The sequence below is a fragment of the Neorhizobium sp. T7_12 genome (genome assembly GCF_002968535.1).
Taxonomy (GTDB): Bacteria; Pseudomonadota; Alphaproteobacteria; order Rhizobiales; family Rhizobiaceae; genus Neorhizobium; species Neorhizobium tomejilense.
The window spans coordinates 916374-942229 of sequence record NZ_PVBK01000001.1 but is presented as its reverse complement, the minus strand read 5'-3'; the positions used below and the strand labels follow the sequence as shown (position 1 = coordinate 942229).

Sequence of the window (25856 nt, the reverse complement as noted above, 5' to 3'; positions counted from 1 at the left end):
CATGGCCCGTCACGTAATCGCCAAGGTCGATGAACTCGATATCGGCAAGTCCAAGCTGGTGAAGGTCGCCGGCCGCGACATCGCCCTCTTCAACGTCAAGGGCGAGTTTTTCGCCATTGCCAACCGCTGCCCGCACGAGGGCGCCGATCTCTGCCGCGGCCAGGTCGTCGGCCTCGCCGAATCCGACGAGCCCGGCAAATACCGCATGACGCGCCATGGCGAACTCGTCCGCTGCCCCTGGCACGGCTGGGAATTCGACATCCGCACCGGCAAATCCTGGTGCGATCCGGCACGCACCCGCGTCAAGAGTTTCGACGTGAGCGTCGCCAAGGGCGGCGCGCTCGCGGAAGGCCCGTACCAGGCCGAGACCTTTCCGGTCTCCATCGACGAGGACTACGTGATCGTCGAGATCTGAAACCTTTTCACAAGCGAATATCTCGGGAGGAAAAATGTCGCTCATCACCAAATTGGCCGCGCTCATGCTCGGCGCGATGCTCTGTAGCCCAGCGCTTGCGCAGGATGCCGACTGGAACAAGGTGGTGGAAGCCGCCAAGAAGGAAGGCACCGTCACCGTCTACAATTCGCAGCTCGGCGCCCCGAACTTTCTCGCCGTCGTCGAAAGCTTTCAGAAGAAATACGGCATCAAGGTCGAGTCGCTCGATCTGCGCGCCAGCGAGCTGACCGAGCGCCTGCGCGCCGAACAGGCCGCCGGTCGTTTCATCGCCGATATCCAGATGCATTCGGCGAACTCGATCGAGACCGGCGTCACCCAGGGCACCCTCGTACAGCCGCTCGGAACCATCCCGAACGTCGCCAATATCCGCGAAGACATGAGAAAGGAGATCACCGAGACCCACGTGCCGGGTTTCCTGCAGGCCTATGGCATCCTGGTCAACACAAGCCTGGTCAAGCCGGAAGACGAACCGAAAAGCTGGAAGGACCTTGCCGACCCGAAATGGAAGGGCAAGATCCTCTCCGACGACATGCGCCCGCTCGGTTCCGGCGGCACGATGTTCGTGGTCTTCCACAAGGCCCTCGGCCAGGCGTTCAACGAGAAGCTCGCCGAAAACAAGCCGGTCTTCAGCCGCGACCTACGCAATGACGCAAAGCGTGTCGCCCGGGGCGAATATCCAGTCTACATTCCGCAGATGTTCGCATTCGCCAACGACCTGAAGGGCCTGCCGATCAAGGTGATCGTGCCGCCGGAAGGGGTGCCCTACGTCTCGATCCATTTCGCGATGATGAAGAACGCGCCGCATCCGAACGCGTCAAAACTGTTCATCAACCACTTCCTCGACATGGAATCGCAGGTCACCTACGCCAAGGCCTGGATGCTGCCGGTGGCCAAGGGTGTCGAGGATCAGCTCGACCCGGAATCCAAGCGCTTCGCCGGCGCCAAGCTGCTCGGCACCCGCGAGATGAACGAATACGGCCCGATGATGGATCTGGCCAAGAAAATCTATCCGTAAGGGTCTCCAAGACCCTAAGGTCCTCTCTGCCTGGATAGACGGAAAGCGCGGCAATCCCTCTTGCCGCGCTTTTTGCCGCTCCTATCACAGCATTTCGAGCGCCAGCGCGATGCCCTGGCCGCCGCCGATGCAGAGCGTCACCACACCGCGCTTCAGGCCGTCGCGCTGCATCGAATGGAGAAGCCGCGTGGTCAGGATCGCGCCGGTCGCGCCGATCGGATGGCCGTGCGCCACCGCCCCGCCTTCGACATTGGCGATATCCTCCGGCAGGCCGAGCCCTTTAAGGACCGCGAGCGGCACCGCCGCATAGGCCTCGTTGATCTCGATCCGCTCGATATCGCCGACCGCCCAGCCGGCACGCTCCAGCGCCTCATTGACGGCCGGGATCGGCGCGAGCGCGAACATGCCGGGTTCGACGGCGGCAACGCCATAGGACACCAGCCGCGCCATCGGGCGCAGGCCCCTACCTTCGGCAAACGCCCGGTCGGCGACGATCATCGCCGCCGCGCCGCTGTTGAGGCCCGGCGCATTGCCGGCGGTGATCGTGCCCTCGTCGCGGAAGGCCGGCTTGAGCTTGGCAAGCGCCTCTATCGTGGTATCCGGCCTCGGCGTTTCGTCGGCGGCAAAACTTTTCACGCCGCCCTTCACCGGAAGGTCGATGCCAACGATCTCGGCTGCAAACCTGCCTTCCGCCTGCGCGGCGCTGAACCGCTGTTGCGAACGCGCCGCCCAGCGATCCTGATCGGCGCGGCTGATCTGCTGCGAGGCAATCATGTCTTCGGTATGCCAGCCGGAATGGCGGTCGGAAAATGCATCGTGCAGGCCGTCGAGCAGCATGCTGTCATAAATTTCCGCATGGCCCATGCGATACCCCCAGCGGCCGCCGCTCATCAGGTAGGGCGCGCGGTCCATGTTCTCCATGCCGCCGGCGATCGCCGCCTTGGCATGACCGAGCCAGATATCCTTGGCCGCACTGGCGATCGCTTCCGCGCCCGAGCCGCAGACGCGGTTGACCGTGACTGCCGGCACCGAGACCGGCAGGCCGCCGTGGATCGCCGCCTGCCGCGCCGGGTTCATTTTGTTGCCGGCCTGGACGACATTGCCCATGGTGACCGAGGCCACCTCGGCGGTGCTGAGGCCGGAGCGCGCGATCGTCTCGCGGATGACCGCAGCACCGAGATCGACCGCCGGTATGCCGGCGAGCGAGCCGTTATATTTGCCGATCGCGGTGCGCACCGGCTGGACGATGACGACTTCAGACATGGCGGTTCTCCCTAAAATGCGTTTTCGTCGAAGCGGCGTAGGATGACGCTGGCATTGACGCCGCCGAAGCCGAAACCGTTGGACAGCGCGTATTCGACCTCCGCGTTACGGGCCTGCGGACCGATGAGATCGAGCCCTTCGGCGAGCGGATCGGGATCTTCGAGGTTGAGGGTCGGCGGCAATATGCCGTCGCGCAGCGCCAGTGCGGTGATGATCGCTTCGAGCCCACCGGCCGCACCAAGCAGATGGCCGGTCGCCGACTTGGTCGAAGAGATCGCCGGGCCGTTGCTGGTGCCGAAAACCGATTTGATGGCCGCGAGCTCGCCCGCGTCACCCACCGGTGTCGATGTGGCATGCGCGTTGAGATAACCGATCGCATCGGGTTGAAGGCCTGCCATCTGCAGTGCTCGCTGGACCGCCCTTTTCGCCCCGGAACCATCGGCCGGACCGGCGGTCAGGTGATAGGCATCGGCGCTGGTGCCGTAACCGACCACTTCAACGAGCGGGGTCGCGCCGCGCGCAAGCGCGTGTTCGAGCGTTTCGACGACGACGATGCCGGCGCCCTCGCCCATGACGAAACCGTCGCGTGCGGCATCGAACGGCCGCGACGCCTTTTCAGGCGTGTCGTTGAATGCGGTGGAGAGACCACGTGCAGCCGCAAATCCGCCAAGCGCCACGCGGTTGATGCAGGCCTCGGTGCCGCCGCAGAGCGCGACATCGACTTCACCGCTCCTGATCATCCGCACGCCGTCGCCGATCGCCTGGACGCTTGCTGCGCAAGCCGTCACCGGCGCGCCAATCGGCCCCTTGAAACCGTAGCGAATGGAGACATGGCCGGCCGCGAGATTGACGAGGAAGGACGGGACCGTGAAGGGCGAAAGCCGGCCGGCGCCGCGCGCGTCCACCGTGCGCACCGCCTCGGCAATCGAATGGAACCCACCGATGCCGGAGGCGATGATCGTTGCGGTGCGGTCCTGCTTGTCGTCGGTATCGGCGACCCAGCCGGACTGCTCCAGCGCCTGCCGCGAGGCTTCGAGCGCAAATGCGATGAAGCGATCCATCTTCTTGCGCTCCTTGTGCGGCACCGCAAGGTCGATATCGAAACCGAACTCGTCCTCGTCGATCCCGGGCACCACGCCGCCGACCTTGGCGTCGATATCCGGTACCATCTCGTCGGACAGCCGGCGCAGGCCGGAACGGCCCTCGATCAGGCGTTTCCAGGTGGCTTCCACGCCGCTGGCGAGAGGCGATACCATGCCCATGCCGGTGATCACTATTCTGTCGCTCGGTCTTGCCGGCATGTTTCACCTCGATTTAAATTTTGATCATCATTTATCTCCTTTAGATGACGATCAGAATATAAGAGTCAAGATGTTCGAAGGAGAAGACGATGAAGGTGAGCCGCCAGGAAGCCGAGGAGAACCGCGCCCGCGTGGTGCTAAAAGCGGGCGAACTGTTCCGCGAATACGGCTTTGACGGCATCGGCATCGCCGACCTGATGAAGGCGGCGGGCCTGACGCATGGGGGATTTTACGGCCAGTTCAAATCCAAGATGGACCTGGCAGCCGAGGCGACGCGCCAGGCGCTGGCGCTCAATGCCGCGAACTGGCGGCAGACGATCGGACATACACGCGAAAGGGCCCTCAAGGCGATCGCAAGCATGTATCTGTCCCGGCCGAACCTGATCTTCAAGGCCAAGGGCTGCACTCTCGCCTCTCTCTGCGCCGACGCCTCTCGGCAGGGCGAAGCGGTGCAATCGGTGTTCGCCGAAGGCATCGAAAACCACCTCCAGCTACTGCAGGAGATCGTCGATGGCAACGGCGATGAGGGTCGGCGCCGCAAGTCGATCGTCATCCTGTCCCAGATGGTCGGAGGGATGACGCTCGCCCGCGCGGTCGGCGATACACCGCTCGCGGAGGAGATCCTCGCTACCCTTCGCGACAAGCTGGAGACCCGGCACTAAGCCTTTACAGCGCAATGGAAAATTCACCTTCCATCCCTGCGCGCCCAAGAATTTGTTTCCGAATGCTCCGCAGAGGAATTTCCTGCCTGTGCGGCCGTTCATTTCGCTGGCAATATGCTGGAAAATGGCTGGATGCAGGAGAGAGCAATGACGATCGCCAACCTATCCCGACGGACCCTTTTGCAGGCAGGCGGTGCATTGCTCGCCTCGACAGCTTTGCCGACTTTCGCCCTTGCTCAAGGTGCAGGCAACCGGTTGATCGTCGCCGCAGATTCCGAACCTAAAAACCTCAACCCGGCGATCGTCGCCTCGAACGGCGTGTTCTTCATCGCGAGCAAGGTGGTCGAGCCGCTCGCCGAAGCCTCCTTCGACGGCAAGGACGGCTTGGCGCCGCGCCTCGCCACGTCCTGGGAAGGCTCGGACGATGGCAAGTCCGTAACCTTCAAGTTACGCGAAGGTGTGAAATGGCATGACGGAAAGCCATTCACCTCGGCCGACGTCGCCTATTCGGCTCTCAACATCTGGAAGCCGCTGCAGAACCTCGGCCGCCTCGTCTTCGCCAATCTCGAAGCCGTCGACACGCCGGATGCGACGACCGCCGTCTTCAAGTTCTCCAAGCCGACGCCCTTGCAGCTCATCCGCAACGCCCTGCCGGTGGTCAGCAGCGTCGTGCCGAAACATCTCTATGAAGGCACCGATATCGCCACCAACCCTGCCAACGTGAAGCTGGTGGGCACCGGTCCGTTCAAGTTCACCGAATACAAGCCGGGCGAATATTACCGCCTGACCAAGAACGCCGACTACTGGGGCAAGGGCGAACCGAAGCTCGACGAGATAATCTTCCGGGTCCTGCCGGATCGCGCCGGCGCAGGTGCTGCACTGGAAGCGGAAGAGATCCAGCTCGCCGCCTTCTCAGCCGTGCCGCTCACCGATCTCGCCCGCATTTCCAAGGTGCCGGGCATCAAGGTGATCTCCAAGGGCTATGAGGCGCTGACCTACCAGCTCGTGGTCGAGATCAACCACCGCCGCAAGGAGCTTGCCGACGCCAAGGTCCGACAGGCGATCGACCATGCGATCGACAAGAAGTTCGTCGTCGACACGATCTTCCTGGGTTACGCCGCCGCCTCGACAGGCCCCGTGCCGAAGAACGCCCCGGAATTCTATGACGCCAGCGTGCCGACCTACGCTTTCGACACCGCCAAGGCGAATGCGCTGCTCGACGAGGCCGGCTACAAGAAGGGCGCCAATGGCACCCGTTTCTCGCTGAAACTGCGCCCGGCGCCCTATTTCAACGAGACCAAGCAGTTCGGCGACTACCTGCGCCAGGCGCTCGCGGCAGTCGGCATCGATGCACAGCTCATCAATGCCGATGCCGCCGCCCACCAGAAGGCGGTCTACACGGATCACGACTTCGATCTTGCCATCGGCCCGCCGGTTTTCCGTGGCGACCCGGCGATCTCGACGACCATCCTCGTCCGGTCCGGAATTCCGGCCGGTGTGCCCTTCTCCAATCAGGGCGGCTACGAGAACAAGGAGCTGGACGGCATCATCGCCAAGGCTGCGGAAACGGTCGATACCGCGGCCCGCACGGAACTCTACAAGCAGTTCCAGAAGATCGTCGCCACCGACCTGCCGCTGATCAACGTCGCCGAATGGGGCTTCATCACGGTGGCGCGCGACACGGTGCAGAACGTCTCCAACAATCCGCGCTGGGCCGTATCGAACTGGTCGGATACCGCGCTGAAATCGTGATAGGCTTGACGGACTATCCGATTCAGAGGCGCTTTTCGGCGTGAACCGAGCCATTCGATTGATCCGACGTCGCGCGATCAGCAGCATTCCGGTGCTGCTGATCGTCGTTGTCCTGACCTTCCTCCTGCTCGAATCCGCCTCCGGCGATGCGGTGGATGCCTATCTCCTGTCGATCGGCGGCGGCGACGCGACAGTCGCCCAGTCGTTGCGTCAGGCCTATGGCCTCGACCAGTCGATGCTCGCCCGGCTTTGGCTCTATTTCTCGTCGCTGGCGACATTCGATCTCGGCTGGTCGGTCGCCTTCGGCAGGCCCGTCCTCGACCTCATTCTCGAACGCCTTCCGAACACGCTGCTGCTGATGGGCAGCGCCACGGCACTGTCTTTCGGGCTCGGTTCGGCGCTCGGGATCGTCGCTGGCGCAAAACCAGAAAGCATAATGGACAGAGCACTTTCCACCTGTTCCCTCATTCTTTACGCGATCCCAAGCTTCTGGCTCGGTCTGGTTCTTAGCATCGTCTTTGCGGTGCAGCTCCGCTGGCTGCCGACCTCGGGCATCGAGACCATCGCCTCCGGCAAGGTGGGCCTTGCCCGCGTCATGGATATCGCCCGGCACCTCGTCCTGCCGGTCGGCGCTCTGGCGCTGATCTACATGGCGCTGTTCCTGCGGGTGATGCGCTCCGGCATGGCGGAGGCATGGACGCTGGATTTCGTGCTTTTCGCCCGTTCCAAGGGGCTGTCCCGCAGCCGCATCGTGCTGCGTCATGTGGCGCGCAACGCGGCTCTGCCGCTCGTCACCATGCTCGGCCTGCAATCGGCCGCCATGCTCGGGGGCAGCGTCGTCATCGAGAGCATTTTTGCCATTCCCGGTTTCGGCCGGCTGGCGCAGGAGGCGGTCAGCGGCCGCGACGCGCCGCTGCTGATGGGCATCATCGTCGTCAGCGCCGTGCTGGTGATCTGCGTCAACCTTCTCGTCGATCTCGTCTATGCGGCACTCGACCCCCGCGTCGATGCCTCGGAGCCCAATTCATGAGAGGGCGTGCATGAGGCTCCTACGCGATCTCGTCCGGACGCCGGAAGGCGTGATCGGGCTCGGTATCCTGGCGGCTCTGGTGCTCGTGGCATTGTTCGCGCCGGTGCTGTCCGCCGGCGATCCGCTGCGCATCGCCGGCCGGGCGCTGCTGCCGCCCTTCACCGACCCCGCTTTTCCGCTCGGCACAGACCGGCTTGGTCGCGATGTGCTGGCCGGCATAATCCACGGAACTCGCACGTCGCTGGCGGTCGGCCTTGCGTCAGCGCTGGCCGCGATTGCAATTGGCCTCTGCATCGGGCTGACGGCCGGCTTTGCCGGCGGGTTGGTCGACGAGGGACTGATGCGCGTCGTCGATGCCTTCCAGATCGTCCCGAGTTTCCTGCTGGCGCTCGCCTTCGTCAGCGTCATCGGCGCCTCGGTGCCGGTCGTGGTGCTGGCGATCGCGCTCGGCGCCTGGGCCGATCCGGCACGGCTGACACGAGCGCAGGTGCTTTCGATACGCGAGCGGGATTATGTGGCTTCCGCGCGGGTGATCGGCATGCATCCGGCCGAAATCGCCTTCCGGGAGATATTGCCGAACGCTCTGCCGCCGGTTCTGGCGCTCTCCGCCATCATCGTCGCGGCGGCGATCCTCACCGAAGCCGCCCTTTCCTTCCTCGGTCTCGGAGACCCGAACGTCGTCACCTGGGGTTCGATGATCGCCGAGGGCCGCAACATCCTGCGCTCCTCACCGTCGCTGTCGATCTTCCCGGGCACCGCGCTGGTGGTGACCGTCGTCGGCGTCTACCTCTTCAGCGAAGGCCTCACCAAGGCGCTTGGCGGCCGGAGGCTGGAGCCATGAGCACGCTTTGCGAGATCAGAAACCTGTCGGTCACCTATCGCGGCCAGACGCTGCCGGCGCTGGACCATATCGACCTCGACATCACCACGGGCGAACGGCTGGCGATCATCGGCGAAAGCGGCTCCGGTAAAAGCACGCTTGCGCGCGCAGTGGCCGGCCTCTTGCCGCCGGGTGCGAAACTGGCGGGCGAGATGCGATGGTCTTCGGGCGGGTCGCCTTTGCCCGGCCGCGATCTCGGCTTCGTTTTCCAGGACCCATCCTCCAGCCTGAACCCGGTTCTGACGATCGGCGAACAGGTGGCGGAAGGCGTCCGCCGGCATCTCCGCCTGTCGTGGAGAGAGGCCTATGCCCATGCGCTAAAAATGCTGGAGCGGGTCCGCTTGTCCCAGCCGGACAAGGCGATGCGGGCCTTCCCGCACCAGCTTTCCGGCGGCCAGCGACAGCGTGTCGCGATTGCCGCCGCCCTTGCCGCCAAGCCCGGCATCCTGATCGCCGACGAGGCGACCAGTGCGCTCGACATGGTCGTGCAGGCCGAGATTGTCTCGCTGCTCGACGAACTGGTTCGCGAGGCCAGCATGACGCTGATCTTCATCACCCACGACATTGGACTGGCTTCAGGTTTTGCGAACCGGGTGGCAATCTTCAAGGACGGCAGGCTCGTTGAAGCCGGGCCTACCGGACTTGTTCTCTCGTCCCCCAGAGAGGCCTACACAAGGACGCTGATCGCCAGCCACCGCGATCTCACGACGCCTCCGCTCATCCGGGAGGCCGCGCCGTGACGCTGCTCGCGATCGAAAATCTCTCGAAGCGTTTTTCGTCCGGCGGCCGCGAAGTCGCGGCGGTCAGCGATGTTTCACTGACGCTTGGATCCGGCGAAACGCTCGGCCTCGTCGGCGCCTCGGGCAGCGGGAAATCGACCCTCGCCCGCCTCCTGATGCGGCTTTTACCGGCCGACGCCGGTTCGATCCGGTTCGAAGGCGAGGACTGGCTTTCGCTGTCCGGCGCGAATCTCCGCCATCGTCGCGCCAGGATGCAGATGGTGTTTCAGGACGTGCTGGGCGCCTTCAACCCGCGCGCCACGGTCGCCTCCGTGCTGGACGATCCGCTCCGCATCCACAACCTCGTGCCGAGAGCTGAGCGCAGACAAGAAATCGCGGCGCTGCTTGATCGCGTCGGCCTGCCCGCGAACTATGCCGAGCGGTCGATCCGCGAAGTGTCCGGCGGCCAGCGGCAGCGTATCGCCATTGCCCGTGCCATCGCCACAAAACCGTCGCTGATCGTGCTCGACGAGGCGGTATCGGCGCTGGACGTCTCGATCCGAGGCAAGATCCTCGAATTGCTGGTCGAGCTACAAGAAGAGCGCGGCATCAGCTATCTTTTCGTTTCGCACGATCTCGCCGTCCTGCGCGCCGTCTCGCACCGGATCGCCGTCATGGATGCCGGGCAGTTGGTCGAGACCGGGCCGATGCGGCAGGTAATCGAAAATCCGCAATCACCTGCGGCCAGGGCCCTGGTCCATGCCATACCACGCCTTTTGACAGAACCAACGGAAGGACCATCCCATGACGTTTGACCGCTGGAACCCGCTGAACGACGCCCCCTCTTTCCCCACCGCGCGTTACGCTGTGATCGCTGACCGGATAGCCAAAATCCTGAAGACCCGAAACGACGTCCTGCTGATCCAGGCGGAGGCCGTCGTCGCGCTGGAAGCGGCTGCCCTCAGCCTCGCCCGCCCCGGCCTGAAGGCGATCAACATCGTCACCAGCATGTATGGCGGCTGGTTCGGCACCTGGCTCAGGCGCGGCGGCGCCGAGGTCGTCGATCTCGCCGCAGAGCCCGCCCGCCCAATCGGGCTGGAAGTGGTCGAGGCGGCGCTGAATACGCATCCGGACATCAAGGTCCTGGCCCTCGTCCATGCGGAATCGGCAAGCGGCATCCGCAACCCGCTGGAGGAGATCATAGCGCTCACCCGCTCGCGCGGCATCGTCACGGTGGTGGATGCGGTCGCTTCGATCGGCGGCCATGCACTTGGCATCGACGAACTCGGCATCGACATCGCCGTTATCGGCCCGCAGAAGGCGCTGGCGGGACCAGCCGGGGTTTCGGCGCTCTCCGTCAGCCCGGCCGCCTGGAAACTGATTTCTGAACAAGGGGCGCCAAGGGATTCCATTCTCTCGCTTATCGACCAGAAAGCCTGGCTCGAAACCGGCCGCGGCGCGTTATCCGGCACCACCGCCCCGCTGGAATTTTTCGCGCTCGAAGCCGCCCTTGATCGCGTCGAGGCGGAGTGCATCGATGCGATCGTCGCCCGGCATGTCCGCGCCGCTCGCGCGACACGTGCGGCACTCGCCGCCATGGGCGGCGAACTGTGGGTCGATGCCTTGCACGGTTCGAACCTGGTGACGGCGGCCCGCCTTCCGGCCGCAGCCGATCCAACCGCCGTGCTCTCCGTCGCCCCGCGCGGTATCGAGCTTTCCGCCGGCGTCGGTCCCGGCGCCGAACGGTTGATCCGGCTCAACCACACCGGCCAGCGCGCCCGTTTCGATATCGTGCTCGGCAACCTGACGGCCTATGGAATGGCGCTTCGGCGGCGGGGGTTCAAGGCAGACATATCCGCCGCCGTCGACGCCATCGCCCTGCATTACGGCGATTGATCAGAAGCCTTTTTCCACTAACCAGTCACGGGCGATCATCTCGTCCTCGGTGCCGATCCCGTGGTTGGCATCGAGCGTCCTGACGGTAAGTTCCGCCCCGTCAGCGAGAAGCCGCTCTTCGAGTTCCCGGGCCAGCGACCCGTAAAAATCGTCGGTCGCGCTGAGCGACAGGACATGCGTGCCGGAAAGATCGACTGCCGGCCGATCTTCCAGGCAGTTCATCGACCGCAGCAGCACCGCTTTGCGGATCAGGTCCGGATGAAGCTGCATCACCGCGCCGATCATGTTGCCGCCGTTGGACCAGCCGGCAAAACCCGTCCGCGCCGGATCGACGCCATAGGCCGGACCGAGTTCCTCCACGAAGGCGACGAAGGCCTCCGCTTCCGAGACGATCTCCTTCTGATCGAACGTCGTCTCCGTGAAACGACGGAAATATCGCGGATGCCCCTCGTCCGTAGACCGCCCGCGCACCCCGATCAGCATGGCGTTCGGAGCCGCCTTGCGGCCGAAGGGCAGCATGGTCGTTTCATTGCCGCCGCTGCCGTGCAGCAGCACCAGCGTCGAACCGTCCCAGCTCTCCGGCATGTGGATGCGGTGCACGAAAGGCAGGTCGCGATAAATGATGCGCTCCTCCCCCGGCAGGCCGAACTGCGGCAGCATGACCCGCAGGACGTCATGGTCTTCCTTGAAATGCGCCGGGATAAACAGCTCGGACCCGAGCGTTTCAATCGGCTCGTCGGCCGCGAAACCCGGCCCGTCCGTCGCCAGTTCGATCAGCGTACCGGACGGCTCGCGGACATAGAGCGAATGGAAATAATGCCGGTCATGCATGTTCATCTCACCGGCATCCTCCGCCAGCAATTTCGCATGCACTGCCTCGACCTCGGGTCGATCGACGGCGCGAAACGCGATATGGTCGATCGTGCCGGTGCCGGGTGCAGCAGTCCAGAAGCCGCCGGCATCGCGGACATCGACGATATCTCGCGCATCCGACACCAGCCGCTGGATATTGCCGTCCTTCGGCCCGAGCCTGAGGCCCATGTGCCGTGTTAGAAATTCCGCCGTCTGCTCCGGCTTTTCGGAAAGGATCGTCGCGCCGTGGAGTTTTCGGATCGCATCCGCCTCGGTTATGCCGCCGCCGCTCCACCAGACCCAGGGCGTCGTGTCTTCGACGCCGACCAGCTTGACGATGATGCCGTCGGGGCCGGTCAGCCGCAGCACCGGTTCGCCGAATTCCTGGGCCGGACCGGAAAATTTGACGTTGAACTGCAGCGCCCGCGTCAGCCAGAAACCGATCGCGTCGGGCGCGATCGCAAAACTGATCTCGCTCGGCGCCCCATGCCCGACTCGCCCAAGCGAGCCATCCTCCCAGGCGAGGAAAGTCATCAGCGAGCCGGGGGTCGCAGCGCCGTCGCCGTAGAACAGATGAAGCTGGCGGGCGTCCTCGAAGCCCGCCGTCCTCTTGACGAGCCGCAGGCCGAGAAAGCCAGTGTAGAAATCGACATTCGCCTGGATCTTGCGGGTGATGGCGGTGATGTGATGCAGGCCGCTGGTCATGCGAAAGCCGAACCTTTTCTGGTGAGTTACGGCGCGACGATATCAGCACGGAACCGAGCTTGCGATATGCACGGAGACAAAAGAAACCGCGGTCAACATCCTGATGGACGTTTTCCTCCCGCATCCGCATGCTCAGGCATTGGAATACCGGCAGGCTCGTTGCTGAAAATTCAGGCGCCACACAGGTCAAAAATTCACCACAGCGGGCTCGGTTTTTGGTCCAAATCGGTTGACTGATTCAGCACCATTATGCAGGCTAGATCGAGGTCCCGAATCTTCATCTCATAATGGCCGTCTTTCCGGATATTTTTCCGGCTCTGTAATTCATTTTGGAATAAAACCGTGAGCAGCGATGCAACAGTTCGCGCTGCGAAGCCGTCGGCTTCGTTGGCGCTGGTGAATGCGGCAGGTTGGGGCAAAGGCTTCTCGATACTGACCCGCATTACCGTCATGGCCTTCCGTCATCCGTGGCAATCGAGCTTCGCGATCGGCGCGACCCTGATCGCCTGCGCCTTCCAGCTGATGATCCCGCGGCTGCTCGGGCAGGCGGTGGACCACACGCAGGTGGCGCTGACCGGGGGCGATGCCGGCCAGGCGGCTCAGGATGCGCTTCTGACGACTGCCCTGCTGCTCCTCGGCGCCAGCGTGCTCCGCGGCGTTTTCACCCTCTTCCAGAACTACTACAGCGAGGCGGTCGGCCACCATATGGGCTATCGCCTCCGGCTTGCTTGTTACGAAAAGATCCAGCGGCTCTCCTTCAGCTTCCATGACAGCATGCATTCGGGCGACCTGATCACCGTCGGGCTGCTCGACCTTGAAGGCGTGCGCATGTATTTCTCGACCGCGCTGGTGCGCATGGTCCTGCTGACCGTGCTGATCGGCATCGGCGCCTACCTTCTGCTGTCGACCGACGTGGTGCTCGGCCTACTGGCCCTGAGCTTCGTGCCGTTCGTCGGCTGGCGGTCGTCGGTGACGCAGCTCCGGCTGCGCGCCACCTGGCTCGACCTCCAGGAACGGCTTTCGGTTCTGACCCGCGTGATGGAGGAAAATCTCGGCGGCATCCGCGTCGTGCGTGCCTTCGCCGCCCAGGACCACGAGCTCGAAAAATTCGACACGGCCTCGAAGAGCGCGGTGTCGCTGGCGCATCAGCGCGTCGGCATCCGGGTCGCCAATACCAGCGCCATGACGCTGTCCTTCTTCGCCTCCATGGGCCTCGTTCTCTGGGTCGGCGGCACCAAGGTAATGGCCGGCGAGATGACCGTCGGCACACTCACCTCCTTCCTCACCTTCATGACCATCCTGCAGATGCCGGTGCGCCAGCTCGGCCTGATGGTCAACGCCTTTGCCCGCGCCTCGACCTGCGGTGCACGCCTGTTCGAACTGCTCGACCTCGATATCGCCATCAAGGACGAGAAGGACGCCAAGGAGCTGAAGGTCACCGACGGCACGCTGCGGTTCGAGAATGTCGATTTCGCCTATCCGGGCGCCGAAAAGCACCAGGTCCTGACCGGCGTGTCCTTCGAGGCGAAGCGCGGCGAGACGATCGGCATCGTCGGCCCGCCCGGCAGCGGCAAATCGACCATGGCCCACCTGATACCGCGTTTCTACGATGCGACGGGCGGTAGGATCACCATCGACGGCCAGGACATCCACAGCGCCACGCTGCAATCGCTGCGCCGGTCGGTGGCCGTGGTCCAGCAGGACAGTTTCCTGTTCACCACGACGATCGAAAACAACATCGCCTATGGCGACCCGTGGGCCAAGGAAGGACGCATCGAGCGCGCCAGCGAAAGCGCCCAGCTCCATAACTACGTGCTCGGCCTGCCGACCGGTTACGGCACGGTCGTCGGCGAACGCGGCGTCTCGCTATCCGGCGGGCAGCGGCAGCGCCTGTCGATCGCCCGCGCGCTGATGCTGCGCCCGGCGGTGATGGTGTTCGATGACTCGACGGCGGCAATCGATGCCGGCACCGAACAGCGCATCCGCACCGCGATGCGCAGATATGCAGCCGACCGGGTGACGATCATCGTCGCCCATCGCCTGAGCTCGCTGATGCATGCCGACCGGATCCTGTTCATGGAAGAAGGCCGCATTGTCGAAAGCGGAACGCATGACGAGCTGCTGGCGCTCGGCGGCCGCTATAAGGCGCTTTACGATCTGCAGGTACGTCCGGGCGACGACGCGCTCAGCGCCTGAGGGAGGATATATGGCCGAGGAACTGGAAACCGAACGCTCCGACGTTCGTGACGACGGCAGGCGCCCGCCCCGCGCGGTGGTCGGCTCGCACCGCATCGAAGAGGAAATCTTCGGCAAGGTCTTCGACAGCAATATCGTCAGGCGCATCTGGAGTTTCGTGCGGCCCTACCGCACCAAGATCTATTGGGCCGTGCTTGCAGTGCTGACCTTCACGGCCATGCAGCTCCTGATCCCGTTGATCATCCGTTACGCGATCGACCACGGCATGCAGGCGGGCAGCGACAGCCAGTCGATATTGATCTGGTCGATCGTTGCCTTTCTCGTGGCGATCCTCATCAATTTCGGGGCCAGCTATGCCCAGGAAACGCTGGTCGGCGGTGTGGCCGAAGACGTGCTCTTCGATATCCGCAGGGCGATGTTCACGCATCTACAGCGCGTCTCGCTCTCCTGGATGGACAAGACGGAGGTCGGCCGCCTGATGTCGCGCCTGCAGGGCGACGTCAACTCCATGCAGGAATTCCTCGAAACCTCGGTTCTCTCGGTCGGCGATATCACCCTTTTGTTCGGCATCGTCTTCGTGATGCTGACGCTCGATTTCAAGCTCGGCCTGCTGACGCTCTGCGCCCTGCCCGTCCTCTTCGTCGTGCGCCTGTTCTGGCTGCCACGGGCGCGAAAATCGTTCATGGCCGCGCACGAAACCAACTCGATCGCCAACGGCGCGCTTGCCGAAGCCATCCATGGCGTGCGCGCCGTCCAGAGCATGGACCGCCAGAGCGTCAACTTCATGCTCTATGACGACAAGGCCCGCGCCAACCTCAACACGCATCTGAACGCAGCGAAATACGCCCAGGTGATGGTGCCGATCGTCGACTCGCTGACTGGCCTTGCGATGGCGCTGGTCGTCGTGGTCGGCGGCGCCCGCGTGCTCAACCAGGCGCTCGATGTCGGCGTCATGGTCGCCTTCCTGTTCTACATCCAGCGCTTTTTCGACCCGATCCGCTCGCTGACGCTGCAATATTCGGTGATGCAGCGCGCCATGGCATCCGGCCAGCGCCTGACCGAAGTGCTGGACGTGCCGGTCGACGTCCGGGATGCGCCGAACGCCAAGGTCCTCACATCGAGCATGGACGGCTCGGTCGAGTTCAAGGACGTGGTCTTCGGCTACAATCCCAAGCACCCCGTCCTGAAACATGTAAGCTTCAAGGTGAACCCGGGCGAGACGGTCGCGCTGGTCGGCCCGACGGGTTCGGGCAAGTCCAGCTGCATGTCGCTGATCCACCGTTTCTACGACGTGCAGCAGGGCCAGGTTCTGGTCGGCGGTCACGACGTGCGCGACCTGACGCAGGAATCGCTCGGCCGGCAGATCGCCATGGTGCTGCAGGAGCCGTTCCTGTTCACCGGAACGGTGTTCGAGAACATCCGCTACCACAAGACGGACGCGACCAGCGAACAGGTGATAGAGGCGGCCAAGGCAGTCGGCGCCCACGACTTCATCATGCGCATGCCGGAGGGTTACGAGAGCATCCTTGGCCAGCGCGGCGGCAATCTCTCGCTCGGCCAGCGCCAGCTTCTGAGTTTTGCCCGCGCGCTTGTGGCGGACGCGAAAATCCTGGTGCTCGACGAGGCGACCGCCAATATCGACAGCTATACGGAAATGCTGATCCAGAAGGCGCTCGTAAAGCTGCTCGAAGGCCGCACCGGCCTCGTCATCGCCCATCGCCTTGCAACCATCCGCGAGGCGGACCGTATCATCGTGCTGCAGAACGGCGAGCTGATCGAGAGCGGCAATCACCGCGAGCTGATGAAGAACAAGAAGCTCTATTCGAAGCTCTACAACCTCAACTACTCGTCCTTCGACGATATCCCAGAGGATGTCATCGAAGAGGCCGTGACCGAGCAGGCGACCTGAAGCCGGTCTGGATCGCTCCACTCATCGCCCCTGAAAGCCGTCGCGGTTGACAGGTCAAACGCAAAAAAAGCCCGGAGGCGTCTGACGCATCCGGGCTTTCGAGTTTTGTTCTAGCAATCCCTGAAGGAAAGCGGCGCCTCAGCGGCGCTGGTTGTAGACGTCGACGCAGACGGCGCCGAGCAGAACCAGGCCCTTGATCACCTGTTGGTAGTCGATACCGATACCGAGGATCGACATGCCGTTGTTCATCACGCCCATCAGGAAGGCGCCGATGACCGCACCCGTCACCTTGCCGACGCCGCCATAGGCGGATGCGCCGCCAATGAAGCAGGCCGCGATGACGTCCAGTTCGAAGCCGGTACCGGCCTTCGGCGTAGCGCTGTTCAGTCGTGCGGCGACGACGAGGCCGCCGAGAGCCGCAAGCACGCCCATGTTCACGAAGGTGAGGAACACCAGCCGCGTCGTCTTGATGCCGGAAAGCTCGGCTGCGCGGGCGTTGCCGCCGACCGCATAGATCTGCCTGCCGATCACCGTGCGGGTGGTGAGGAAGCTATAGGCGGCGATCAGCACCGCCATGATGATCAGCACGTTCGGCATGCCGCGATGCGACGAGATCAGGAAGGCGATGTAACCGACGCCCGCCAGGATCAGCAGGTTCTTGGCCACGAAGAAGCCGAACGGCTCCGTCTCGACGCCATGCGAAACGCGCCGCTTACGGCTTGCGAAATTCTGCACGATGAGGATGACCGCAAGCACCAACCCGAGCAGGAACGAGGTGATGTAGAGGCCGCCGGTCGACGAGATCAGCTCGACGACGTAACCGGACGAAAGCTTCTGGAAAATCGGCGGGAAAGGACCGATTGCCTGGCTCCCGAGGATGGCGATCATCAGTCCGCGGAAGACCAGCATGCCTGCCAGTGTGACGATGAAGGACGGTATCTTGAAATAGGCGACGAAATAGCCCTGGGTCGCCCCGATCAAGCCACCGACAGCAAGGCTGATGACGATGACGACGGCGAAATTCAGGCCCCACTGAACCATCAGCAACCCGGCAAAACCGCCGATGAAGCCCGCGACCGAACCGACCGACAGGTCGATATGGCCGGTGACGATCACCATCAGCATGCCAAGTGCCATGATGACGATATAGGAGTTCTGCAACACGATGTTGGTGACGTTGAGCGGCCTCAGGAGCACGCCGTCCGTGGCGATCTGGAAGAAGATGACGATCACGACCAGCGAGATCAGCATGCCGAAATCGCGCAGATTGTCCTTCAGAAAACCGCCCACGCTCTGAGGCGCCGATATCGTTTCCTGCGGAGTACTCATTATTCTCTCCCTTTGCGCCGCATGATGGCGCGCATGATATTTTCCTGCGTGGCTTCCTCGCCGGCCACTTCGCCGACAAACGCACCTTCGTGCATCACCACGATACGGTCGCAGATGCCGATCAGCTCAGGCATTTCCGACGAGATGACGATCACCGCCTTGCCCGCATCGGCGAGTTCGTTGATGATTGTGTAGATTTCATATTTCGCGCCGACATCGATACCGCGCGTCGGCTCATCGAGAATGAGCACGTCGGGACCGGTGAACAGCCATTTCGACAATACCACCTTCTGCTGGTTGCCGCCGGATAGCTTGCCGGTCTCCTGATAGACGTTGTGGCTGCGGATGCGCATCCGGCCACGGAATTCCTGCGCCACTTTCATCTCTGCGATGTCGTCGATGACGCCGCGGGAAGAAACGCCGCCGAGATGGGCGAGCGAGACGTTCTTGCGGATATCCTCCGAGAGAACCAGCCCGAGCTGCTTGCGGTCCTCGGTCACATAGGCAAGGCCGGCCTTGATCGCCTTGTGGACGTCGGAAAGGTCGAGTTCCTTGCCGTGCAGCTTGGCGGTGCCGGTGACGTGGCGCCCCCAGGACCGGCCAAACAGGCTCATGGCGAATTCGGTGCGCCCGGCGCCCATCAGGCCGGAAATGCCCACGACCTCGCCTGACCGCACCTTCAGCGAGACGTTCTTCACCACCTGCCGGTCCGAGTGCATCGGATGATAGGCGGACCAGTTCTCGACTTCGAAGATAACGTCGCCGATCTTTGGTTCGCGCTTCGGATAGCGGCTTTCCAGGTCGCGGTCGACCATGCGTCGCACGATCTCGTCTTCGTCGACTGGACCGGCATGGCAGTCCAGCGTGCCGACGGTGCGGCCGTCGCGCAGCACCGTGATACGGTCGGCGACCTCGGAAATCTCGTTGAGCTTGTGCGAGATCATGATCGAGGTAATGCCGTTGCGGCGGAATTCCTTGAGCAGTTCCAAAAGTGCGGCACTGTCGGTCTCGTTGAGCGACGCGGTCGGCTCGTCGAGGATCAGCAGCCGCACGTCCTTGGACAGCGCTTTGGCGATTTCGACCAGCTGCTGCTTGCCGACGCCGATATTGGTGATCAGCGTATCCGGCTGTTCTGTAAGCCCCACCTTTGCGAGCAATGCCTGGGTGCGCTTGTGCCGTTCGCTTCGGTCGATCACCCCGCGGCTCGCCGGGGGATTGGTCAGGAAGATGTTTTCCGCGATCGACATCAACGGAATGAGTGCCAACTCCTGATGGATGATGATGATGCCGAGCTTTTCGGAATCGTTGATGTCGCGGAAATGCCGCTCCTCACCCCCGAAAAAGATGGAGCCCTCGTAGGAACCGTGCGGATAAACGCCGGAAAGCACTTTCATGAGGGTTGATTTGCCAGCGCCGTTTTCGCCGACGAGGGCATGGATCTCACCCTCCTGAACGGCGAAGCTGACATCGGAAAGCGCCTTTACGGCGCCAAAGCTCTTCGAAATCGCCCGCATCTCGAGGATGGGTGGCTTTTCGGCAAGCTGAACGGGATCGAGCATGATCACTCCGAAAAAAAGGTCCGCGCGGCAGAATACCACCGCGCGGATTAAAAGGCTTACTTAAGCTGCGATTCTTTGTAGTAACCGCCATCCACCAGAACCTGCTTCCAGTTGGTCTTGTCAACCACGACCGGCTTCAGGAGGTATGACGGAACGACCTTCTTGCCGTTGTCATAGGTCTTGGTGTCGTTGACAACAGGCTCCTTGCCGCTCATCGCAGCATCGACCATGTCGACGGTGACCTTGGCAAGATCGCGCGTGTCCTTGAAGATCGTCGAAGACTGCTCGCCGGCAATGATCGACTTGACGGACGGAACTTCAGCATCCTGGCCGGTAACGATCGGCATCGCCTGACCGCCCGAACCGTAACCGACGCCCTTCAGCGACGACAGGATACCGATCGAGATGCCGTCATAGGGAGACAGAACGCCGTCCAGCTTTTTGCCGGAATAGGTCGACGAGAGGATTGCGTCCATGCGGGACTGGGCGGTTGCCGGGTCCCAGCGCAGCGTCGCGACCTTGTCCATGCCGACCTGGCCGCTGCCCACCTTCAGCACGCCCTTGTCGATCAGCGGCTGAAGCACGCTCATTGCGCCGTTGTAGAAGAAGAAGGCGTTGTTGTCGTCCGGCGAACCGCCGAAGAGTTCGATGTTGAACGGGCCCTTTTCGGTGTCGGCCTTGAGGCCCTTCACCAGCGAAGTAGCCTGCTGAACGCCGACCTGGAAATTGTCGAAGGTGGCGTAGTAGCTGACGTTCGGGGTATCGCGGATCAGGCGGTCATAGGCGATGACCTTGATCTTCTGGTCGGCGGCCTGCTGCAGCACGTCGGAAAGCGTCGTGCCATCGATCGAGGCGATGACGAGAACCTTGGCGCCCTTGGTGATCATGTTTTCGATCTGCGCGAGCTGGTTCGGGATATCGTCTTCAGCGTACTGAAGGTCGGTCTTGTAACCGCGTTCTTTCAGAACCTTGACCATGTTGTCGCCGTCCGCGATCCAGCGGGCGGAAGACTTGGTCGGCATGGCGACGCCGACGAGACCCTTTTCCTGTGCGCTGGCCGGAGCCGCGACGACCAGACCGGCCAACATGGCCGCGGTCGCGAGATATTTGAACATTCGCATGGATTACTCCTCCTTTGGAGCGGCTCCCTTCGAGCCGCCAATCTTGTCTAAGGGCGGTCCCCGCCACCCTGGGGACCAAAACGGTCAGTGATTGTCGCGCGGAATGCCGTTGGTCTGGGCAATCCGCTGGTATTTGACGGCCGGCTCCAGCACTGCGCCGGTTTCGAGCTGTCCGACATAGTTGCGCTGGATTTCCTGCCAGGGCGTCTGATGCTTCGGGTACTGGTAGCCCCCCGCCGCTTCGAGTGCCTTGCGACGCTCCGCCATCTCCTCGTCGGAAATCAGGATGTCCGCGGTGCCGCGACCAACATCGATGCGCACGCGATCGCCGGTCCGCAGGATGGCGAGACCACCACCGGCAGCAGCTTCCGGCGAGGCATTGAGGATCGAGGGGCTGCCCGACGTTCCCGACTGGCGGCCGTCGCCGATGCAGGCGAGCGACGAAATACCCTGCTTCAGGAGATAGTCCGGCGCACGCATGTTGACGACTTCGGCAGCGCCCGGATACCCGATCGGGCCGGCGCCGCGCATGAACAGGACCGTATGCGCATCGATTTTGAGCGACGGATCATCGATCCGGTGATGATAATCCTCTGGCCCGTCGAACACGACCGCCCTGCCTTCGAAGGCCTCCGGATCGTTCGGGTTGGAGAGATAACGCTGACGGAATTCCGGCGAGATGACGCTGGTCTTCATGATCGCCGAGGAGAACAGGTTGCCGCGCAACACCCGGAAGCCCGCATGGGCCTTCAAAGGCTCGTCATAGCGGCGGATGACCTTCTCGTCTTCGATGATGGCACCACGGCAGTTCTCGCCGATCGTCTTGCCGTTGACCGTCATGGCGTCCTCATGGATGAGGCCCTGGGTCATCAACTGGTTGACGACGGCCGGTACGCCGCCTGCATGATAATAGTCCTCGCCGAGATATTCGCCGGCCGGCTGCAGGTTGACGAGCAGCGGCACTTCCTCGCCGTAGGTCTGCCAGTCGTCGACGGTGAGTTCCACGCCGATATGACGGGCAAGCGCGTTAAGATGGATCGGCGCGTTGGTCGAACCGCCGATCGCCGAATTGACGCGGATGGCGTTGATGAAGGCTTCCTTGGTCAGGATCTCGGAAGGCTTCAGGTCTTCCTTGACCATCTCGACGATGCGAAGGCCGGTCAGATAGGAAACCTCCTGCCGGTCGCGATAGGGCGCCGGGATCGCGGCAGAGCCCGGAAGCTGCATGCCGAGCGCTTCGGCAAGCGAGTTCATCGTCGTCGCCGTGCCCATCGTGTTGCAATAACCGGTGGACGGCGCCGAGGAGGCGACGAGCTTCACGAAGCCAGCATAGTCGATCTCGCCCTTGGCCAGCAGCTCGCGAGCCTTCCAGACGATGGTGCCGGAGCCGGTGCGCTCGCCACGGAACCAGCCGTTCAGCATCGGACCGACCGACAGCGCGATCGCCGGAATGTTGACGGTGGCCGCCGCCATCAGACAGGCCGGCGTGGTCTTGTCGCAGCCGATCGTCAGCACGACGCCATCGAGCGGATAGCCATAGAGCACTTCCACGAGGCCGAGATAGGCAAGGTTGCGGTCAAGGCCGGCGGTCGGGCGCTTGCCCGTTTCCTGGATGGGATGGACCGGGAACTCGATGGCGATCCCGCCTGCCTCGCGGATACCCTCGCGCAGGCGATGTGCCAGTTCCAGATGATGCCGATTGCACGGCGAAAGATCGGAACCCGTCTGGGCAATGCCGATGATCGGCCGGTCGGACTGCAGCTCGGCCTGGCTGAGACCGAAATTCATGTAGCGCTCGAGGTAGAGCGCCGTCATGTCGACATTCGACGGGTTGTCGAACCAGGCGCGAGAGCGGAGCTTGCGGACCTCCTGTCGGCGCTGGTCGGTTTCGGCGATCTCGTTCGAGGTTACGTTTTCGGAATTGGTCATCATCAGTCCTCAAATACGTCTGTTTGAATGCGCCGGCCCAGCATAAAGGCATCGGCGACATGCACCAGCGGCGAGAAATCGGTGTCGCTGCGGCTTTCTGCCACCAGCGTCACGAAATCACGATAGAGATTGCGGTATTCCTTGTCTTCCTCGACGATCGCGCTTTTGCCATCGACGAAAAGGCGGCTGCCGCCATGGGTCAGAACGATTGGACCCTCATCGGTCTCGACGCGGATATCCCAGGTCTGCGGCCCGGTCTGGCGCCAGTCGAACTCGGCCGAGACCGGAACTCCGCCATCGGTCTCGAAAGAGAGGCTTGCCGCGATCGGGGCCGCCCGGTTGGCCGGGAAGGTCAGTTCGGAACGGGTGAGGTGAAAACTTTCCGGCAGGATGCGCGTGACGATCGAGAGCGCGTTGATGCCGGGATCAAAGACGCCGAGGCCACCCGGCTCCCAGATCCAGGCCTGACCGGGATGCCAGTGGCGGACATCTTCCTTCCACTCCACCGCAACGCTGCGGATCCTGCGTTTGGCAAGCAGCGCCCGCGCCGGCTCGACAGCTGCGGCGGCGCGCGAATGCCAGGTTGAAAACAGCGAGACGCCTTTTTCCCTGGCGAGCTTCTCCAGCGCGTAGACTTCCGAAAGCGTCGCACCCGGCGGCTTTTCGAGCATCACATGCTTGCCGGCATCGAGTACCGCCTTTGCCTGCTCGAAACGCCCGACGGGCGGCGTACAGAGAGAAACAGCGTCGAATTTGACGTCCGAAGCGAGCAGATCGCCGACCTCATGGAAACAGGCGATGTGGTCGAGCTTGGCGTGACGGCTGGCGACAGCGACGAGCTCGATGCCGTCGGTCGCTTCGATCGCGCCGAGATGCTGATCCCTTGCGATCTTTCCAAGCCCGACAATGGCGACGCGGATGGGAGCCATGGCCGCCTCAGAGCTTCTTGATCGTCACGGGCGCATCCGCCGCGACGGTCAGCCGGTTGACGAGCGGCAGCTTGAAGGGGGCGGCGGAAATCTCGAAAACGTCGCCGGGCTCCGTCTTGATCCCTTCCGAGAACGACAGCGTCGCCGTGCCGAAGAAATGCACATGCAGATCGCCGGGCTGACGGAAGATATCGTATTTGAAATTATGATGTTCGAGGTTGGCGATCGTGTGCGACATGTTCGCCTCGCCCGAGAGGAACGGCTTTTCGAAGATCACCTCGTCGCCGCGCCGCACACGTGATGTGCCTTCCACGTGATCCGGCAGGTCGCCGACCAGAAGTTCAGCGCCGAGGGCCGCCTGGCGCAGCTTGGAATGGGCGAGCCAGAGATAGTTGCCCTTCTCCGTCACGTGGTCGGAAAATTCGTTGGCGAGACAGAAACCCAGCCGGAAGGGCGTGCCGTCCGGACCGATGAGATAGATGCCCGCCAGTTCCGGCTCCTCGCCGCCATCGAGCGCGAAGGCCGGCGATACCAGATCGCTGCCGGTGGCGCGAAGCTGCGAGCCGTTGCCCTTGTAGAACCATTCCGGCTGCACGCCGGCCTCGCCGGGTCTCGGCTTGCCGCCTTCGACGCCCATCAGGAACATGCGCATCGAATCGGTCGGCTTTTCCGCCGCCTGTGCCGCCTTGTGCATCTTGTCGCGACCATCGGCCGAGCCGAGATGCGTCAAACCGGTGCCGGCGACGATGAAATGTGCCGGGTCCGGATGGGTGATCGGCAGGCCAAGGCGCCCCTCGCCCGTGGCCTTTTCAAGATCGACGACATCGCCGAGACCAGCCGCTTCGATCCGCTGAGCCAATGTCTGGCCGGCGGCAATCGCTTGGCAGGCAAGATCATAGGTTGACGAAACGCCGTTCACCGCCCGGGCAGCACCTTCGCCATCCCACGCGACAACAATAGACGCACCAGCGCCATCCAAGACCTGAAGAACCCGCAACATCGATTTCATCACCCAAATGCTTCCAATACAAACATGACGTCTCCTGCCGCCATGCCACTCCTCCCATCAGAACCATCAGGCCCGATGTAGTCATTAATACGACTATTGGATTGGCATCGGGCTTGTCAAGGAGGAGGAAAACCGCTTCCGGCAATCCAGATCTTTTTAAGAATGCCATTTATCCCAGGGATTCAATCGATTGTTGCCCTCGAAAGTGGCAGGATGCCGCCTTTCTTGAAATTTTTTCAAAAATAGCGCTTGAAAAAGTAATATTATATGCCAATCCTTGGGCCGTCAGTTCGCTTATCATCTCTGGGAGGATTTAGGATGAAAAGAGCTCTCGCGGCAGCTGTAGCCGCTCTTACCCTATCGTTGGCATCCGGCGTTTCCGCCGCGTCCCTTACAGTCGGTTTCTCGCAGATCGGATCCGAATCCGGCTGGCGTGCTGCTGAAACCACGGTCACCAAGCAGGAAGCCGAAAAACGCGGCGTTACCCTGAAGTTTGCCGATGCGCAGCAGAAGCAGGAAAACCAGATCAAGGCGATCCGTGGCTTCATCGCCCAAAAGGTCGACGCGATCTTCATCGCACCGGTGGTCGCCACCGGCTGGGATGCGGTTCTCAAGGAAGCCAAGGAAGAGAAAATCCCGGTCATCCTGCTCGACCGCGACATCGACGCACCGAAGGACCTCTACCTGACGGCCGTTACGTCCGACCAGGTGTTTGAAGGCAAGGTAGCCGGCGACTGGCTGGTCAAGGAAATCGGCTCCAAGACCTGCAAGGTCGTGGAACTTCAGGGCACCACCGGTTCTTCGCCGGCCATTAACCGCAAGAAGGGTTTCGAACAGGCGCTCGCGGGCCATTCCAACATCAAGATTGCCCGCTCGCAGACCGGCGACTTCACCCGCACCAAGGGCAAGGAAGTCATGGAAAGCTTCATCAAGGCTGAAGGCGGCGGCAAGGATATCTGCGCGGTCTATGCCCATAACGACGACATGGCCGTTGGCGCCATCCAGGCGATCAAGGAAGCTGGCTTGAAGCCCGGTACCGACATCAAGGTCGTCTCGATCGACGCCGTGCCGGATATCTTCCAGGCGATGGCCAAGGGCGAAGCCAATGCGACGGTCGAGCTGACGCCGAACATGGCCGGCCCCGCCTTCGAAGCCCTCAATGCCTATCTCAAGGACAAGAAGGCTCCGCCGAAGTGGATCCAGACGGAATCGAAGCTCTACACCGCCAAGGATGACCCGATGAAGGTCTACGAAGCCAAGAAGGGCCTCGGTTACTGACCTCCCGCCGCCCGGCTCCACCTCATACCCCTTAGAGCCGGGCAACTCAGCAACCGGAGCGGTGCACC

Annotated in this window: 21 protein-coding genes; 12 read left to right on the top strand and 9 right to left on the bottom strand. The window is 62.7% G+C overall.

What is annotated here, in order from left to right; genetic code table 11:
- Window position 1: 1 nt before the first annotated feature.
- Window positions 2-415: a Rieske (2Fe-2S) protein gene (locus C5J26_RS04730; protein ID WP_007765211.1), complete on the top strand. Its 414-nt coding sequence runs from the start codon at window positions 2-4 to the stop codon at window positions 413-415.
- Between the two features lie 34 nt (window positions 416-449).
- Window positions 450-1469: an extracellular solute-binding protein gene (locus C5J26_RS04725; RefSeq protein WP_105400704.1), complete on the top strand. Its 1020-nt coding sequence runs from the start codon at window positions 450-452 to the stop codon at window positions 1467-1469.
- An 84-nt stretch (window positions 1470-1553) separates the two neighbouring features.
- Here C5J26_RS04725 and C5J26_RS04720 read toward each other — a convergent pair whose 3' ends face one another.
- Together C5J26_RS04720 and fabF are read right to left on the bottom strand one after the other, a co-directional pair.
- The gene (locus tag C5J26_RS04720; protein ID WP_105400703.1) at window positions 1554-2732 is read right to left on the bottom strand and encodes a thiolase family protein; all 1179 of its coding nucleotides are present in this window, start codon (window positions 2730-2732) and stop codon (window positions 1554-1556) included.
- A gap of 11 nt (window positions 2733-2743) precedes the next feature.
- Window positions 2744-4033, bottom strand: coding sequence for a beta-ketoacyl-ACP synthase II (fabF, locus tag C5J26_RS04715; protein WP_105400702.1), 1290 nt, complete (start codon window positions 4031-4033; stop codon window positions 2744-2746).
- Between the two features lie 89 nt (window positions 4034-4122).
- Here fabF and C5J26_RS04710 point away from each other — a divergent pair, with 89 nt between their 5' ends.
- The 7 genes from C5J26_RS04710 to C5J26_RS04680 all read left to right on the top strand — a co-directional run bounded on the left by C5J26_RS04710 (window position 4123) and on the right by C5J26_RS04680 (window position 10972).
- The gene (locus C5J26_RS04710) at window positions 4123-4695 is read left to right on the top strand and encodes a TetR/AcrR family transcriptional regulator (protein ID WP_105400701.1); all 573 of its coding nucleotides are present in this window, start codon (window positions 4123-4125) and stop codon (window positions 4693-4695) included.
- Window positions 4696-4842: 147 nt separating this feature from the next.
- Window positions 4843-6447 carry an ABC transporter substrate-binding protein gene (locus tag C5J26_RS04705; RefSeq protein ID WP_105400700.1) on the top strand — a complete coding sequence of 535 codons (1605 nt, stop codon included), beginning with the start codon at window positions 4843-4845 and terminating at the stop codon, window positions 6445-6447.
- 40 nt (window positions 6448-6487) lie between these two features.
- Window positions 6488-7477, top strand: coding sequence for an ABC transporter permease (locus C5J26_RS04700; RefSeq protein WP_105400699.1), 990 nt, complete (start codon window positions 6488-6490; stop codon window positions 7475-7477).
- Between the two features lie 10 nt (window positions 7478-7487).
- Complete coding sequence (locus tag C5J26_RS04695; protein ID WP_105400698.1) at window positions 7488-8318, top strand: ABC transporter permease; 831 nt, start codon at window positions 7488-7490, stop codon at window positions 8316-8318.
- A complete protein-coding gene (locus C5J26_RS04690; RefSeq protein WP_105400697.1) occupies window positions 8315-9097 on the top strand; it encodes an ABC transporter ATP-binding protein in 783 nt (260 codons plus the stop codon). The genes C5J26_RS04695 and C5J26_RS04690 overlap by 4 nt, the downstream gene beginning before the upstream one ends.
- Window positions 9094-9891: an ABC transporter ATP-binding protein gene (locus tag C5J26_RS04685; RefSeq protein ID WP_105400696.1), complete on the top strand. Its 798-nt coding sequence runs from the start codon at window positions 9094-9096 to the stop codon at window positions 9889-9891. Before C5J26_RS04690 ends, C5J26_RS04685 begins: the two co-directional genes overlap by 4 nt.
- Window positions 9881-10972 (top strand): aminotransferase class V-fold PLP-dependent enzyme, encoded by a 1092-nt coding sequence (locus tag C5J26_RS04680; RefSeq protein ID WP_105400695.1) that lies wholly within the window; start codon window positions 9881-9883, stop codon window positions 10970-10972. The genes C5J26_RS04685 and C5J26_RS04680 overlap by 11 nt, the downstream gene beginning before the upstream one ends.
- Here the strand turns inward: C5J26_RS04680 and C5J26_RS04675 are convergent, their stop codons facing one another.
- Window positions 10973-12529 (bottom strand): VOC family protein, encoded by a 1557-nt coding sequence (locus C5J26_RS04675; protein ID WP_105400694.1) that lies wholly within the window; start codon window positions 12527-12529, stop codon window positions 10973-10975.
- A gap of 342 nt (window positions 12530-12871) precedes the next feature.
- On the opposite strand from C5J26_RS04675, the gene C5J26_RS04670 reads away from it, so the two are divergent.
- Both C5J26_RS04670 and C5J26_RS04665 read left to right on the top strand, forming a co-directional pair.
- Window positions 12872-14725, top strand: a complete 1854-nt coding sequence (locus tag C5J26_RS04670; protein ID WP_206051153.1) for an ABC transporter ATP-binding protein — start codon at window positions 12872-12874, stop codon at window positions 14723-14725.
- Window positions 14726-14735: 10 nt separating this feature from the next.
- Window positions 14736-16634, top strand: a complete 1899-nt coding sequence (locus C5J26_RS04665) for an ABC transporter ATP-binding protein (protein ID WP_105400692.1) — start codon at window positions 14736-14738, stop codon at window positions 16632-16634.
- Between the two features lie 138 nt (window positions 16635-16772).
- On the opposite strand, the gene mmsB is transcribed toward C5J26_RS04665, so the two are convergent.
- The 6 genes from mmsB to araD1 all read right to left on the bottom strand — a co-directional run bounded on the left by mmsB (window position 16773) and on the right by araD1 (window position 24501).
- Window positions 16773-17963 (bottom strand): multiple monosaccharide ABC transporter permease, encoded by a 1191-nt coding sequence (gene mmsB, locus C5J26_RS04660; RefSeq protein ID WP_105400691.1) that lies wholly within the window; start codon window positions 17961-17963, stop codon window positions 16773-16775.
- Entirely contained in the window at window positions 17963-19522 is a 1560-nt protein-coding gene (gene mmsA, locus C5J26_RS04655) for a multiple monosaccharide ABC transporter ATP-binding protein (protein ID WP_046667670.1), read from the bottom strand. The genes mmsB and mmsA overlap by 1 nt, the downstream gene beginning before the upstream one ends.
- Window positions 19523-19578: 56 nt before the next feature.
- Window positions 19579-20610 carry a multiple monosaccharide ABC transporter substrate-binding protein gene (chvE, locus tag C5J26_RS04650; RefSeq protein WP_245282809.1) on the bottom strand — a complete coding sequence of 344 codons (1032 nt, stop codon included), beginning with the start codon at window positions 20608-20610 and terminating at the stop codon, window positions 19579-19581.
- Window positions 20611-20727: 117 nt separating this feature from the next.
- Entirely contained in the window at window positions 20728-22572 is a 1845-nt protein-coding gene (locus C5J26_RS04645) for an IlvD/Edd family dehydratase (RefSeq protein ID WP_105400956.1), read from the bottom strand.
- A gap of 2 nt (window positions 22573-22574) precedes the next feature.
- Window positions 22575-23501 carry a Gfo/Idh/MocA family protein gene (locus tag C5J26_RS04640; RefSeq protein ID WP_105400689.1) on the bottom strand — a complete coding sequence of 309 codons (927 nt, stop codon included), beginning with the start codon at window positions 23499-23501 and terminating at the stop codon, window positions 22575-22577.
- 7 nt (window positions 23502-23508) lie between these two features.
- Window positions 23509-24501, bottom strand: coding sequence for an AraD1 family protein (gene araD1, locus C5J26_RS04635; protein WP_105400955.1), 993 nt, complete (start codon window positions 24499-24501; stop codon window positions 23509-23511).
- Between the two features lie 327 nt (window positions 24502-24828).
- On the opposite strand from araD1, the gene ytfQ reads away from it, so the two are divergent.
- A complete protein-coding gene (gene ytfQ / locus C5J26_RS04630) occupies window positions 24829-25788 on the top strand; it encodes a galactofuranose ABC transporter, galactofuranose-binding protein YtfQ (RefSeq protein ID WP_046667494.1) in 960 nt (319 codons plus the stop codon).
- Window positions 25789-25856 lie beyond the last annotated feature (68 nt).